The sequence below is a fragment of the Sphingobacterium sp. UBA6320 genome, assembly GCF_002440335.1.
Taxonomy (GTDB): domain Bacteria; phylum Bacteroidota; class Bacteroidia; order Sphingobacteriales; family Sphingobacteriaceae; genus Sphingobacterium.
Window position 1 is genome coordinate 1 of sequence record NZ_DJTA01000030.1, and the last position, 14,481, is coordinate 14,481.

Here is a 14,481-nt window from a genome sequence, read left to right on the forward strand (position 1 = left end):
AAACCTATTTCAGTATAAGACAATTTGATGTTTTACTGCATTTCTTCGACCTTTCTTCGATCTTTGTTCTAGCGCTGTTCTACCTCCCCCTGAGTCTCCTTCGAGTGGGCTTCGACTCTCCCTGCACGTACGTCGAAGCCCACTCGAAGCCCACTGGGAGCCCACTCGAAGCGACCCAGAAGATGGGGCGAAGTTGATTAGGAAAAAGTCTGAATACAGTAATCGGTTATCTTTTAGCACTCGACCAGTACACTTGCGGTATAAGTTGCAAGCATACTTGGTCAGTGCCCGGTAGATGGAGGGTAAATATATGTTGACTTGTGTCAGTAATTTTATTGCTTTCATAATTTATTTATTATTGGTTTTTGGAAACTGCTTAAAAACATCAAATATTTTTTTCCCCATTGCGAGTTCCTGTTGATTATTGGTGCTATTCGCCAATACGGAGTAGTCTATTTCTGCCAGATCCATATTTCTATTAGAGACCATATGGTAAGCCATATACATACGTAGCAGTGCGATGATAAACTCATCCATTTGATCGGTATTGAAAAGCAGTTTAGCATGATCAGGATTGCCATTATAGACGGTCAATAGCTCTAACATATATTCTCGAAAGCTTTTGATATCATACTTAGTCCAAAAATCCGTGATGTTTTTTACGGGATCATGATTTTCATCGTGCACTTCGTAGAGCGTCATGTCAAAATCAACCAGTTGCGATAAGAATTTCTTCATATTTTAACGTTTTAAGACTGCAACCTATAGGCATAGTATCCCCCTTCCGATAGAAATCAGATGCTTGAGGGTCTAATATGACTCAATGGTCACAAAGACTAGTAAATAGTTAATAAAAGATTCAGATCGCGTTTGAAAGAATAAATCACAAGGTTATATATCGGCATTACGCAATCCGTAGTTGTAAGTGCCAAATCATTTTTGGCAAGACCAGCCGAGCTACTCGGGGGCAGTGATAATGTTTTTTGATCGTTGTTTTTTGTTCATTGATTTAATATTTGAATGCTTATTGAACAAAAAGAACCTATCACTATATGGTGATGGGCGGTCCTTCTAGTTACATACAAGGAGCCTGTAGGAGGGCTGAGCGCATGCACAAGAAGGGCCCATCGTGTCTTGGTTTTACGAAGATACTAAATGGGCACCAAATTCTTGCTACTTGCGTGCTCTGAAACTTCCTACATTTCCTTACACAAGTATCTTATCAGATGCCTAAAAAGAATAAGTATATAACTTTTCTATTTCTCTAATTACATAAGGCTAATATATGAAATAAATTTGAAATGCGGTTATATATTACCGCAAAATTATTCATTTAATTTCTGTTATTACCAAAAAAGATTAAATGGAAAAGGATCATAGTAAAATTAAAGCTGATTTTGGAGCTCAAGTACGCAAATTGAGAAATAGTAAAAAATATTCTTTACGGATGCTAGCCGCTAAATGTAATATTGATGATAGTAATATATCCAAAATTGAAAATGGTAAATTTAACATTCAGCTCTCAACAATAATTGAATTAGCAAAGGGTTTAGGTGAACACCCGTCTCGCTTATTAGAATATGATTTTGGATCTGATTTTCCTGAAAAGATTAATTAAAAATCGGGGAAGGTACTGGATTGCAGATAAATCCAATCAAGTACTGGTTTTCGTACAGATCTTTTATCCCGACTTATTTTTAGATAAGCATGTTCATTAATCAATGAACGTTCATGAAACTTGAACATATAACCAAAGTAAAAAAATCCAACATTTGATACATTAAATTATTGATAAAAAGCTCTTTAAATCAATTTTAAACGAGACATTTCTTGTTTGAGAGAACAAATTCAGCACTATCCTTTATCTGCATTCCTAACATGGAATAAAATTTTAAATCTTGTTCGACAATTATTTTAGCAATCTCAATGACTTTATCGCACTCTTTCCTATATGGCTATAATATGATTATACATCATCAAACCTTTCATTAAAAAAGAGCAGCTAAAGGAATTACCTTTAGCTGCTCTTTCAATGAAAGATGAAAAATCTTCTCGTTTGATTAATCTGACCAAAAAGTATGATCTACTTACTAACTTTTGCTATATAAAGTAATTTTGGTGCATCCTTAATAAATACATCCAATACTCCGTCTGCAATTTTAACTGGCCCCTCAAAGCGAGTTGCGCCCGGAGTTGATGGAATAATAGCTGCCTTTTTAGCGAGCTCTTGAGCTTGTTCAAAATAACCGATACTATTGCTTTTACCCATCTTTAGCTCCTGCAAACCTGTGACAGCAGCTTCTAAAGCCTCTCCCCATATTGCCATCGCATCTAACCAAGGCCCAGCCTCACGGACAAAACCTTTATCAATTGTTCCTGAACGAATAATATTTGGAGCATTTCTAAATTCTTGAGCATGATTTAGTAGACTTTTAATAGCCTGCGCACGGTCATCTTTATTACCATACGAAAGGGCATCTCTAAACTGATCTAGAATTAACTTTAATGATGGTGCTTGCACTTGCCAAGGGGGAGTTCCAAATGTTGGGGCTAAGTGCTGGGTATCGAAAAACAGCAATAATGCTTGAGTAGTTTTTGGATTATTTCCAGCTAATTGACGAGCAGCAAATGTCCAAGTACGAGAAGCATCGTAATCTTGATCATTCCAGGCAAAAGCAGCCACTCCCGTTATGGACACTCTACTAGCAGCTTCCTGATTCATGGGATTGGACAAAATGCCAGCAAGCTGTTTTGATAATCCCGCTTCCCTTCTATCGTATGGCGCTAAAAGAAGTCTTCCTTTAGATTCTGCATAGTCATTTACAGGATAATTATCCCAGAGCAATGTTGGTTTTCCAAAAACCTTAGACTACAAGCAAAAAAAGCAGACCGGTATCCAGTTCTACTTTCGACTTCGGGCATACTATATTGGAGGTATAAATATTTATCTTCTATCGTCCGCATGATAATAATTCCACTTATAATACTTTACAAGGTTAAGTATGTTGATCCTATTTTGTCGATATTAAATATGTTCGAATCGATTATCTTTACATAAAAAAAACTAATGTTTGCAAAAGATATTTTGATTAAAAAAAGGATAATAAAAAATTTTATCATTGTATCAGTCATTGGCATAGCTCTGGTATCATGTGGAAAACATGATGACGATAAAGAAATTAACGACATTTCTTTTCATACCATATTTGATCAATTCTGGAGTGGCATGTCTTCCAAATATGTGTATTGGTATAAAGATTCTTTGGAATGGAATCGAATTTATTTTGAATACAGCAATAAGTTCTCGAAACTGGACCACTCCAATAGCAATGACCGTGTTTTAGCGATTGACTACTTTCAGAAAATTATCTCGCCACTTATTGATGGTCATTTTTATCTGGAGTTCCATGAAAAAGAATTGTCTGGTCTAAGGTTATATCCTAAAAGAGCATATTTGAAAAGAACTAATGCCCATTTACTCAATTATCAGTATTTCTCAGGTAATTATTATTATGCTAAAAATATTGAATCAGATATTGACCAATCAGCTCAGATCTTGATCGGGAGTATTGATGATAATTTATACTATGTAGGGATCAATAATTTCAATATTGGACGTACCCTGACAAGCAATATCAACTCTAAGTTCAAGTTAACATGCAAGAAACTCATTGATGATTTAACAAGTGGTACTGTAAATACAAAAAAGCTAATTTTGGATTTACGCGATAATTCTGGCGGTGATCTAGCAGATTTAAATGTTATTATGCCATTACTGCTTGAGAGATCTTTAGTAATTGGTTCTACGAGAAGTAAAAGTTCCAAGGATCCCTTTTCTTATACTCCATGGATTAAAACAACTATTAATCCAAGCCCAGTTCGAACGAAATCTGCGCCAGAGCATATAGCCGTATTAGTTAATAAAAATACATCATCACTTGCCGAAATTTTTGCCATTTCACTTTCGGGCTTATCTAATACTAATATTATTGGTGAGAAAACTGCTGGTATCACTGGTATTCAAGGAGATCCTAAGATTTTCTTATCAGGATCTTTTGATATTCCTAATTTTATGACTGTAAATATGACATCATTAGATTATAGATCAGCTGACAATTCTAATTATGAAGGCGTAGGGCTACAACCAAAAACATTAATACGTATTGATACTTCAGACACAGTTTCCAATTCTGATCCTTACTTGGAAGCAGCAATAAAATTTTTGCATGAAGTAAAACGCTAAAGACCATATGAAAGTTTTAGATATGGATTTATTCTATTTGGAAAAGTAAAAAGATTATTATTGGAATTATAATTGTGTTTTCCTGACATATTATGCATGTAGTTTAGACACAAACCTAAAATTAACTTTTTATGAACTGCTGATGATAAAGATATATTTCCTATTGCTCCAAATTTATAATTTCTATTTAAAGGTTCTCGGTCTGAATATCTTATCATCGTTAATTTCTCAATATATTCTCCGTTTTCAAAGGAAATAGCACTCGAAAACACGTCAGCTGTAGTTCCATATTGAACACTTTTATATAATTTAGAACACCATATCCCTAAACCAAATCCTACTGTTACAGGAGTTATTAATAGTGTTCTATTCAGAAGAATCGGCAAAGTTATATTTCTTGCTTCTTTCTTGTAATTTATACGAGAGTCTGTCTTAGATTGAATCATATTTACATTTTGCCAATGCGAAAGCGCAATTTGTATTTGCCATGAGGAATTTATTTCCAACTCTACATCAATAGATGGTGAAAATCCAATGGAGTTATGTTCAGAGAAATTATTATCTTTTGTCGTAGGATAGGAGATGGGAATCCCATAACTAGTTCCGATTCCGATTCGGAGCTGGCTATAGGATTCTCCAATTAAATAGAATTGAATTAAGATTAAAAATAGTTTTAAAAAGTTACTTACTATCATATTTTGCTACAACAGTCATATTTGCTGTACTACCAAATATTTTCATTTCTGTAGTCTCATTAATATTCTCTTCATAAGATCCATATCTTCCTATCAATGGGTTATTTAGTATCAAAGATTTTTGATGAGTATCACTTTTAATAAAAATCTCATAAATGAAATGTTTATTAATTGGAGCATCTGATGGTACAATAGTAAATTTTCTCGCCGGCAAAACAAAGGTCCTAATTTCTTGCCCCAAACCAATAACCGACTGAGCTTTGGATTCGTATACCATATCCAAAGAATCTAAATTTTTGTCGGTGTTATTCAAAGGACGGTAAATCCGTAAGAACACTTCCAATTCTTTTCCGTTAAAATCTTTTAAAGTCTTATCATCTTTAATATTATTGGCCTGCAATGTAACAAACTCAGCATATCGATCTACTACAATTACTTTTTTTTGTTTTGTCAAATTTTGGATCTCATTGGTATTAGATAGCGTTACATTATAAATGCCGGCATCGAAGTATTGTATTATAGGTGATTTATCACTAGAGCTTGTATTGTTCCCAAAGTTCCAAGTGTAATTAGCTGTAGCACCAGAACTTGTCGATCTATTGACAAATGTTATCCATGTGAAAGTTGGAACACGAATTTCATCATCAAAAGATAAGACGTTATCTACTGATTTAAATCCGAAATCAGTTATGGACTTCTCTAGAGTAGCATCTTTCGAACACCCGCTAAGAAGCAGTATAAATACTAAAAATACTTTGGGGTAATTTGTCATAATCATATGTATTTTTATAAACCGTAATTTAAGTTGAATTGTTCGTTCTTCTAGATTCTGTCTTTTTAAGGGTGTTAATTTTATTGTGTAACTATACCATCCCAAATTAATGAAAAAGACTTTACAACTTTTGTAGATGGATCACCGTTATTTGGAACTACATCAAAAGATACCCTAATAAATTCATTCTGCATTTCTTTACCATACGTACCGTAACCATAACCTTTTCTCAAGTAATACTCGCCGTCGCCTGTTTCTCTGCCGGCATAATATCTATTTTCTTGCGGAAGAGGAGTTCCAGGAGGTATTATTGCTGCTTTTCGGCCTTCGAATTCAAAAACCTGATAACCGGCAGGTAGCGCATCTTCAATTTCATTATGCCATAAATCATTTTCCGCAATTACGTAAGTGAAGACCTCCATTTTATAGTTTGCAATATGTGCCCCGCTTGAACTTGCATTGATAATTGCGGGGTTCCAGACCGGAGAAATTTTGCTTTGGTCTATAGTAAAAGGCGCTCTATAAACTCTTACCTCGCTTGTACCATTTTTCCCTCTAAAAGTAGTAACAGAGTAGGCGCCTTTTACTAATGGTTTCTGCGAAAGATTAAAGACACCCATTACACTATTGTAATATGGTATTACTCCTTGAACATTCTGCATGTTTTTTGTCCCTGGTAATGCCAAAGATATGTTATGAATATTAAATGTTTCCTGAATGCTACCAGTGAATTTATGATCAGATTTAATGTTCAATTTAACTCTGTAAGTCGTACCGCTACTGCCTCCTCCTAAACCTAAGACTGCATTCATTAATCCATTTAAAGAACCTGATTGAGCTGATGTAAATGCGTTTTTTAGTGATGTTTGTAAAGCGCCTGTAAATCCAAACGAATTCAATGCTGCAAGACTTCCTATTGAGATCACCCCACTTTGCACTTTATTAAATAGCATAGAGCCTAAACTTGAGGATGCAGAATTTGAAATAGTACCATTCACTGTAGAACTAGATACACCATTTAATTCAACATTTTGGATATTGACCGAATTAGTTTCAAATTTAAATGCACTCAATGTCGCTTCTTTGTTTGCTATTTGTGGATCATAACCAATATCAAATTCAGCTCCATACCAATTACCTGTCGCAGCCGTTTTGTATGGTTGGATTTGGTTACTTCTAATATCCGAAGAATCTATATTTATCTTTCCTCTAGTAGAGAAATTCAGCATCTTTGAGTCTATGCCCATTGGCAACTCCAGAGCGTGTTGAGCATAAAAACTTGGTATACTGAGGCCTGGGGGAATATAGGAATATATTCTAAGCGTTCCACGATATTTATTATAAAGCGCAAAAACAAAAGGACCACTATGTTGGGGTAAACCAAAAGTATTATAAACCAACTCCCAACCTTCAATTTTTCTGTGGTCTCCGATAAAATGGTCCGGATAAGATCTGTTTGAACCGCTAGCCCATGGGACTAAAACTCGATTATTATTTACCATTCCGGGCATATAATCTTCAGCTTCCCAATTAAAGTTCACGCTAGGTATTGCAGCTGAACTTGCTTTCTTTGAGGTAATCTGATCATCTATTCCTTTTTTGCTACACCCCGAAATTAATATTAAGGTCGCAAATAAAAATGACTTTATGCATTTATTCATAATTTTTATATTTTTTATCGGATAAAGATAAAAAATAAACATATTTTTTCTCACAGAATGCCAAATAATAACAATATATTAACAATAATATAACATTGAAAAACTATATTCTTTTGAATTAATTTTAAATAATGATCGTTCAAAAACAACAACAAATAATCCTTTCCCTAATCTTTCTACTAGCTCTTCTACTTATCTTTCTACTACCATCAACTCACTAGTTCCTAAATAGAATATTTGAAAGATCCTTTTTTAACAATTTTATAAAGGTTTTTAAGTTCGGTTATTAAATTATTGACTTTTCTTTTCCGAGGCTCATCCGTCATCCATTCTGGCAATTTATTCCATACCAACTCATCAATATCTTTTCGGGACATAGTAGTATGCTGTGATAACGCTTTTAAAATGAGGTCACGATAATACTGATTATCAAAGGCCTTATTTTTTGTATAGCCTGCTTTATCTCCCGCTTTCTGAGCGACATGCAATGAAATATATTAATTAGGTTTTCGGCCTTCAATTAGCTTCTTGCTTATTATTCTCATCTTGATTACTTAAGAGCTTTCTCTTCTGCACTTTATCCAATGCCATAATATCTTCTTATAAATAAAGTAAAAAAAATCTAACATTTGATACATTAATTCATTGATCAAAAGTTATTTACCATACGTTTGAACGAGACATTTATTGTTTGAGAGAACAAATTCAGCACTATCCTTTATCTGCATTCCTAACATTGAATAAACTTTTAAATCTTGTTCGACAATTATTTTAGCAATCTCAATAAGTTTATGGCACTCATTTTTTTCAATATATAAGTTCATTAAACAATATTTTGCATACAATTTGTGAGGTACCATATACCTAGCAATATTAAGGTATTTTTCGGCCTGTGAATACAATTTCGACTTTTGATAACACAAACCTATATAAATATACAGATCTGCATGCGATAGCATAGTTGTGCACTCTAAGAAAGTTTTCAGAGCTTTCTCTTCCTCACCTTTTTCCCATTGCTGAACACCGTAATTGTATAAAAAAACAGGATTGTGAAATACAAAAGGATATAAAGTAGAATATCCATCCACTTTAACACTCTTGGATCTAGAGTTTTGAAGATTTATCAACTGAAAGTATAAAAACACATGAAAAACAAATAAAATTAGAAAAAATGAAATAATAAACCATAAGTATTTTTTAGAAATCTTTAAAAAAAACACAGCATTTTCTTGCCTACTAAGCGATATAAGTGTCAAAATAAGTAGAATCAAAGGTAAAGAGTGTAAGCAATAAGAAAATAAAAACAAAACACTTAAGATCGCAAAAAACAATTTATAGACAAAGTCCTCGTTGTCAACTTGAGCAGGTAATCGCTTTAATATCCTTAGAACAAAACAAAAATAAATCCCTACCAATATGAGCCCAACAATCCCTAATTCAACAATCAATTGGAGATATTCATTTATTGCAAAAAAAGTATTGTTTAAAAGTTGATCATTCATCACTGATTTATTCAATACGGCGCTAGCTTGATAAAGGTTATAATGAAGTTTAAAACTATCAAAACCTATACCGCTAAATGGATGATCAGTAATCATATCTAGCGATATTTTGTAGATTTCAAAACGTCCTAATGTCGAACTAAATTTTAAATTCGTAATGATAAAAGAGAATAATACGAAAACTATGATTATCGATGATACAAAGAGCCTTTTAAAATGCTCGTGTTCTCTATACACAATCAAAAAAACATAGAAAACTGAAATTAAACAACTTAACACAAAAAGCCGAGATTCATTAATTGTTAAGAGATATACGAAGAGAAAAAAACATAGAACCTTAAAAACATTATGAGAGTTGAAATAAAAATAAACAACGTTGGGCAACAATAGAGCGAGATAGATAAATGATAACCCATTATTGTGAAAATATCCATCATTGTTTTGGAGAATTGCAAAACTAGCAAAAGAAAGAAAGGCAAGACTTGAGGAATCCTGAATTATTAATTTTGATGAGCTTACATATAATACTAGCACGATGAAATTGGAACATAAAAGCAACCTAAAAAAGTCGAAGCTTATGAAAAACATAATACTTAATGAGAGCAAAACCATACAAATAACTCCAATGAGACGGCTTATTTTGACTTCTGTGGTAACGATAGCAATGAACGGCACGGTATTCAAACCGCAGAATATTAATCCTAAACCAGATAAGACATCCTCAGAAAAAAAACGCTCGTAATAAGGTAGTACTATAAAGATCGAAAATATATAGAAGCGATCGAAGTAAAATCGAAATGCACTGCTGGGATTGAGCATTTTTTATAACTAATTATTGATAAACAAAATATATTAAAGCTAGTCTGATAACTATTTGTACAATTTTGTTTATACAAAAAAATTATCAGACTAAGTTCGTTACCGTCAATTCGTTCGCTAACTTGATCCCTATTTACATTTAATTCATGGGAGTGAATGTTGCTCGTCCTCCTCCAGCAGTGGTGGCATGCCCTTCTACAGTAATGGTTCCAGAACTGCCGTAGTAATTACCCTGATAATGTATTCCACAATAAAGAATTCCACTAAACGAGAATAAAACACTATTGGTCTGTTGCGAGGAAGCCGTCGAACTATTTAAATTAAAACCACCTATTCCACTAGTTGCATTCACGGTAACCAAATGTCCGGTTACATTTCCATGTGCATTTTTGGTCATTGCCACTTCTACGTCTAGGTCGCACCATGGATAGGAGTAATTGGCAAAAAAGCTTACTCGGATGGGAATAACACCAAATGCTAAGCCAGGACCGAAAGAGCCTCCACCGCCGCCAGATTCTTCAGAAAGCGAAAATGCTTGCGAAAGTGTACTGTTTGGGGAGATTTTATAAGATTGATTAGATTTAGTATTTGCTTCAACACTTATTTTCTTCAATGTCGGAAAACTTTTATTTTCTAATTGGTCTAGTAATGTATTTAATTCATCGTCTGAAGCTATTTCATGGTAAGAAATTCCTTTCTGTAACTTACCTGGATTGATTTGATTGAAACCTAAACTACTTAACCTTCCTTTTAGGGTATGATTTTCTGAATTTTTTGTTGACATTTCGATATTCTCTCTCTTCTCACAGGAAGATAATATTAATAATAGAAACAGGAAATAATAATTGATTTTCATATTTTTTATTTATTTTTCAAGCTTAGACACATAATAATAGCCAAAAAATGGAATAAAGGCGACTATTATTAATCTCTTCAATTTTGTTATCTCATCAAGATCTTCCTTAGGAAACAATTTTGACACACAGTATCTTGTTATTAAGTATACATGAGCGATAATAAGAATGGTTATTACTGTTTTCATAATAATTTTTATTAATTAAAATAATTTTCAACTACATAATTTGATATTAAGGCGGCTTAATCGAATAAAAATGAAGAAATGCAAGCATTACAAACATTCAGTTAAAATTTAATCATCTTTGATTCTTTCTCTTTCTGTACTGCGACATCAAGCTTTTTAAGTATCTCTGGTTTCTGGTCCACTGCAATCTGTTGATCATAAAGTCTCTTTTGTGATGGATCAATTGTTGTCCAAGTGCCGGCACTACGTACCTTAAGATTATAAGCGTAAACAAGGTTTGCCACAGCATCGCGATTAGCTTGATCTAAAAGATTAAATTTTTCAAGTGAAGTGAGGTTTTTTTCAGAATCGCTTTTAGCATTCTCATGATTTCGAACGACTACATAAAGCTGGAACTGTTGGCCGTGTAAGACTTTAGAGATGGCTCCCCACTCAAACTTCACTAAATCAATAGTACTTTTTTCGTAACGTTGTTTATATTCTAATACATAATACTCCCTTAGCGATAAAGATAGACTGTTAATTTGATTTGTATTTAGGCCTAATTCCTTTCTTTTGAATAGGACATGGCTGATTCTTGGATTATATGATGAATTCTGAAAGCTTTCAAATTGAATCAATTCAGAAGGTTTATCAAGTGCCAGTTTTGCATACTCTTTATTGACATCAAGATTTTTCTCTTTGAGCTTTAACCATTCGAAGTTAATCGCCTTCTCTAACTCATAGTTATATATAATATTATATAAATCCTCAATTTTCAAATCTAATTCCTCGAGCAATAAGCTTAAATTAGATACGTTAAGAGCGTCCACTGTATTATTATGTGCAAACAGGTGAAGCTTACCTTTGAAAAACCGTTTAGCTTGATCTTCTGAAAGATTTTTGGACATTGTCAAGTTTTCCAAACTATCTCTCAATTTCTTTTGATAGAAGTACAAATTTTCTACCTCATCAATGGCCGACAGTAACTTCATTATTTGTAGGTCACTTAAATTAAGATTTTTTCTATCCTTCACAATCCATCTTAATTGGGAAACCTCAGAGGATAGCTTTACACCCACAAAAGCTGTAGAGGCTAGATAGTCACAAAATTCAATAGGAGACAATAAACTTTTAAGTATTGCCAATTTATCATCAAAAGAATTACCACTTTTGTTATGTATCTGTGATTTCTCTTCAACACTTTTTTTAGACAACCCAAGTTTCGTAAGCTCATCTGCCAAAAAGACTTGCTTTTCTTCGGATATTGGAACAATATTTACTATTTCGTAAACTTGTATCACAATACTATTATCAAATCCACGCAAATCACCTAGAACCTGCCCGTAAAGTGGAATACAAATAAAAAATCCCACTAAAAAAATAACTAGTTTATGTATCATAGCATTAAAACCAATGTCGTGCATTATCTTCTGTTATTATAAATGGTCTTTCTTTTCCTTGCGAGTACTCCGGAACTAGCACCATTAGCACATTCCTTGGTACATTTTCAAACGACATAGTTCTCGAGCCATCGTTATACATTTGTTTATTGACAAGTTTCCACTCCCTATCCCAAATATATAGCGAGTACATATTATCATTTCTAAATATCAAATAACCCTGTTTTTCCTCAATTATAATATTTCTTAAATTACCATAGTCTGGTTTAAGTTCTAACTCATTATTAAATCCATTAATCCTGACGTCACCGGCTGGTTCTAGGTTGCCACCTTTAAAAAAGGCCGGTAAAATCGCCGTGCCTTTCGGCATATCCTTGAACACTACATTTTTTCCAATTGATCTACCCCACCAAATTGGTTGCCACTTTGCATCACTAAACATGCATGCATAAACGACCTGATTGTCCATTTCAGTTTGATAAAGCTTACTATAAGCATCTCTGGTATCCCAATATTCAGCTGTAACGTCAATATAATTTTGCGTTTGCATAAAGCCAGGAGGGATATTAGCGATCGAATCTTGAAATGCAAGTGATGACTTCTGTTTCGAATAAGTAGTACGGATAACTTTTGCGGGTTCCCTGGGAAGCGTATGATCGACAGGTGAGCCCGGCAAAGTGATATCGAACTTAACCGCATTCATATCGGCATCAAATACGGTATTTAGAAAATGTTTTCCGGAAGAAGTACCCCACAAGGGGATGTAATCGTAAGCTGTAGGAATACCTTGAGATCTAAATATGAACGCCACCATAGCCGCGACATCCTCACATGCTCCCTTTTTCCTGAAAATTAAATGTTTTGCCCCCAATCTAGGCAAGGGTTCATCACGAGACTCCTTATTCCATGTAAAAAGAAAAGACGTTTTATAATCAATTTGAGCTAATCCCATAACTGTTTTTAGGTCTAAGCTAAAAAGGCTATCAGTAATCCATTTATATTCTTCTTGGTAATTTTCGCGCCATTTCTGAATAGGTTCAATTGTTACCCGATAAGGTAATATATATTCGCAAAATATTTGGAAGGGTATATTCTTGATTTTCGAGTTTTTCCAAGATTTTATCGCAACTTCAATATTATTTATCAAATATTTCGCATCGATGGTTTTAATGTCTTCAGAATTAAATGGAACAGGGGTCAATTGACCTTTTTTCTCAACAATTTGCCTAAATGAAGCAACTGATTCTTTAAAATTTTGATATGAAAATTCGTTAAAATCAATTTTACAGCCCGAAGAATCAACCCAGTAATAATTGACTGCCTGATGTATATCCATATTTGAAATCAAGAATTCCGCAGACTTTAAACCGACTGTATCATTCTTATTCTTAAAATAGTTCAGAACCTCCTCAAGTTCTGATTTGTTTTCACCTGCATTAAGAAGCACAGCATTGACATCCGAAACCGTTGAATTACGCTGAGCATATGAATTAAAACAAGCGAGATTAATAAGCAAAAATACGAGAAATGAAGAGTATAAATTATTCATTAGTTTATAGAGAATCTTAATCATTTTTAGTTGGTTCGTATTTATAATTAGTAGTGCATACTGACTGATACAGTATTTAAATAGTTTACATCACCAAATATAGCCATTCATTCATAACAACTGGGGGGGGGGATTCGTCTAATTTAGGGGCTTAAATGGTCGACACCATCAAATATAGCCCTTCATTCATAACAACTATGAGAGGGCAGATTCTTCTAATTTAGGGGAATAATTAATTATAACGGACATTCGGTATGCGATAGACATTAATTAGCGGAGTATTATAAAGAATAACTTAAAACACAAATTAAGTAAAAAAAATAAATATCTTAATTATGAATAAATAACCAAAACTTATCACAAATATAACCGTAAATTAAACGTTAGAGATTGGTTAAATTCTATTTGAATTCTAAGGTAAAATTATAAGAAGGGGGTAATTTAAAATCTATTCTTCCTGCGGATCTACAGCATTGTACATATCGATCTTCACGTCGTAAAGCTTAGCTCCATAAGATCGATATTTTATATATCAATCAAATATCCGTGCTACAAATGTTAATATTGCAATTGGCAAATCGCAGATCATTATAATTTGAAATACTTTTCCAAAACATAAGACTTATATATAAAGCCTTCGAATATCCTTAAAATATCGCCTAAATATCTAAGAAGTATGAACGATATCACCATCAAATAATTTAGCTCCTAAACACTATATTGGTCTGATGAAGTCTTCTTTTGTGATGGGAGCATTCATAAAGTCAAAAAACAATTCTAAATGGTTCTCCCTCAAAAGATCATTTTTTTTGTAAC

Annotated in this window: 11 protein-coding genes and 1 pseudogene; 2 read left to right on the plus strand and 10 right to left on the minus strand. The window is 33.4% G+C overall.

Going from position 1 to position 14,481, the window contains the following annotated elements; translation table 11 throughout:
* Positions 1-348: 348 nt before the first annotated feature.
* Positions 349-738 (minus strand): hypothetical protein, encoded by a 390-nt coding sequence (locus B3P23_RS18955; protein WP_293928757.1) that lies wholly within the window; start codon positions 736-738, stop codon positions 349-351.
* 625 nt (positions 739-1,363) lie between these two features.
* Here B3P23_RS18955 and B3P23_RS18960 point away from each other — a divergent pair.
* The gene (locus B3P23_RS18960; protein ID WP_293928759.1) at positions 1,364-1,618 is read left to right on the plus strand and encodes a helix-turn-helix domain-containing protein; all 255 of its coding nucleotides are present in this window, start codon (positions 1,364-1,366) and stop codon (positions 1,616-1,618) included.
* Between the two features lie 465 nt (positions 1,619-2,083).
* Here B3P23_RS18960 and B3P23_RS18965 read toward each other — a convergent pair.
* A pseudogene (locus B3P23_RS18965) lies at positions 2,084-2,854 on the minus strand (beta-N-acetylglucosaminidase domain-containing protein); the annotation flags it as partial.
* Between the two features lie 213 nt (positions 2,855-3,067).
* Here B3P23_RS18965 and B3P23_RS18970 point away from each other — a divergent pair.
* The gene (locus B3P23_RS18970) at positions 3,068-4,243 is read left to right on the plus strand and encodes a S41 family peptidase (RefSeq protein ID WP_293928761.1); all 1,176 of its coding nucleotides are present in this window, start codon (positions 3,068-3,070) and stop codon (positions 4,241-4,243) included.
* Here the strand turns inward: B3P23_RS18970 and B3P23_RS18975 are convergent.
* From B3P23_RS18975 to B3P23_RS19010, 8 genes are all read right to left on the minus strand, one after another.
* Positions 4,240-4,938: a hypothetical protein gene (locus B3P23_RS18975; protein ID WP_293928763.1), complete on the minus strand. Its 699-nt coding sequence runs from the start codon at positions 4,936-4,938 to the stop codon at positions 4,240-4,242. The two genes, B3P23_RS18970 and B3P23_RS18975, sit on opposite strands and share 4 nt — an antisense overlap.
* Positions 4,925-5,710, minus strand: a complete 786-nt coding sequence (locus tag B3P23_RS18980; protein ID WP_293928765.1) for a PKD domain-containing protein — start codon at positions 5,708-5,710, stop codon at positions 4,925-4,927. The genes B3P23_RS18975 and B3P23_RS18980 overlap by 14 nt, the downstream gene beginning before the upstream one ends.
* 80 nt (positions 5,711-5,790) lie before the next feature.
* Complete coding sequence (locus B3P23_RS18985) at positions 5,791-7,413, minus strand: hypothetical protein (RefSeq protein ID WP_293928767.1); 1,623 nt, start codon at positions 7,411-7,413, stop codon at positions 5,791-5,793.
* Between the two features lie 182 nt (positions 7,414-7,595).
* Positions 7,596-7,859, minus strand: a complete 264-nt coding sequence (locus B3P23_RS18990) for a hypothetical protein (RefSeq protein WP_293928769.1) — start codon at positions 7,857-7,859, stop codon at positions 7,596-7,598.
* A gap of 168 nt (positions 7,860-8,027) precedes the next feature.
* Positions 8,028-9,692 carry an O-antigen ligase family protein gene (locus tag B3P23_RS18995; protein ID WP_349681572.1) on the minus strand — a complete coding sequence of 555 codons (1,665 nt, stop codon included), beginning with the start codon at positions 9,690-9,692 and terminating at the stop codon, positions 8,028-8,030.
* Positions 9,693-9,831: 139 nt separating this feature from the next.
* Positions 9,832-10,548 carry a hypothetical protein gene (locus tag B3P23_RS19000; protein WP_293928771.1) on the minus strand — a complete coding sequence of 239 codons (717 nt, stop codon included), beginning with the start codon at positions 10,546-10,548 and terminating at the stop codon, positions 9,832-9,834.
* Between the two features lie 287 nt (positions 10,549-10,835).
* A complete protein-coding gene (locus B3P23_RS19005; RefSeq protein ID WP_293928773.1) occupies positions 10,836-12,116 on the minus strand; it encodes a hypothetical protein in 1,281 nt (426 codons plus the stop codon).
* Between the two features lie 4 nt (positions 12,117-12,120).
* Complete coding sequence (locus B3P23_RS19010) at positions 12,121-13,665, minus strand: hypothetical protein (protein ID WP_293928775.1); 1,545 nt, start codon at positions 13,663-13,665, stop codon at positions 12,121-12,123.
* Positions 13,666-14,481: the final 816 nt, after the last annotated feature.

Bases quoted from the DNA above. Each gene is read 5' to 3' on its own strand.
- B3P23_RS18955 (WP_293928757.1), bottom strand. From the start codon at position 738: ATGAAGAAATTCTTATCGCAACTGGTTGATTTTGACATGACGCTCTAC.
- B3P23_RS18960 (WP_293928759.1), top strand. From the start codon at position 1,364: ATGGAAAAGGATCATAGTAAAATTAAAGCTGATTTTGGAGCTCAAGTA.
- B3P23_RS18970 (WP_293928761.1), top strand. From the start codon at position 3,068: ATGTTTGCAAAAGATATTTTGATTAAAAAAAGGATAATAAAAAATTTT.
- B3P23_RS18975 (WP_293928763.1), bottom strand. From the start codon at position 4,938: ATGATAGTAAGTAACTTTTTAAAACTATTTTTAATCTTAATTCAATTC.
- B3P23_RS18980 (WP_293928765.1), bottom strand. From the start codon at position 5,710: ATGACAAATTACCCCAAAGTATTTTTAGTATTTATACTGCTTCTTAGC.
- B3P23_RS18985 (WP_293928767.1), bottom strand. From the start codon at position 7,413: ATGTTTATTTTTTATCTTTATCCGATAAAAAATATAAAAATTATGAAT.
- B3P23_RS18995 (WP_349681572.1), bottom strand. From the start codon at position 9,692: ATGCTCAATCCCAGCAGTGCATTTCGATTTTACTTCGATCGCTTCTAT.
- B3P23_RS19000 (WP_293928771.1), bottom strand. From the start codon at position 10,548: ATGAAAATCAATTATTATTTCCTGTTTCTATTATTAATATTATCTTCC.
- B3P23_RS19005 (WP_293928773.1), bottom strand. From the start codon at position 12,116: ATGATACATAAACTAGTTATTTTTTTAGTGGGATTTTTTATTTGTATT.
- B3P23_RS19010 (WP_293928775.1), bottom strand. From the start codon at position 13,665: ATGAATAATTTATACTCTTCATTTCTCGTATTTTTGCTTATTAATCTC.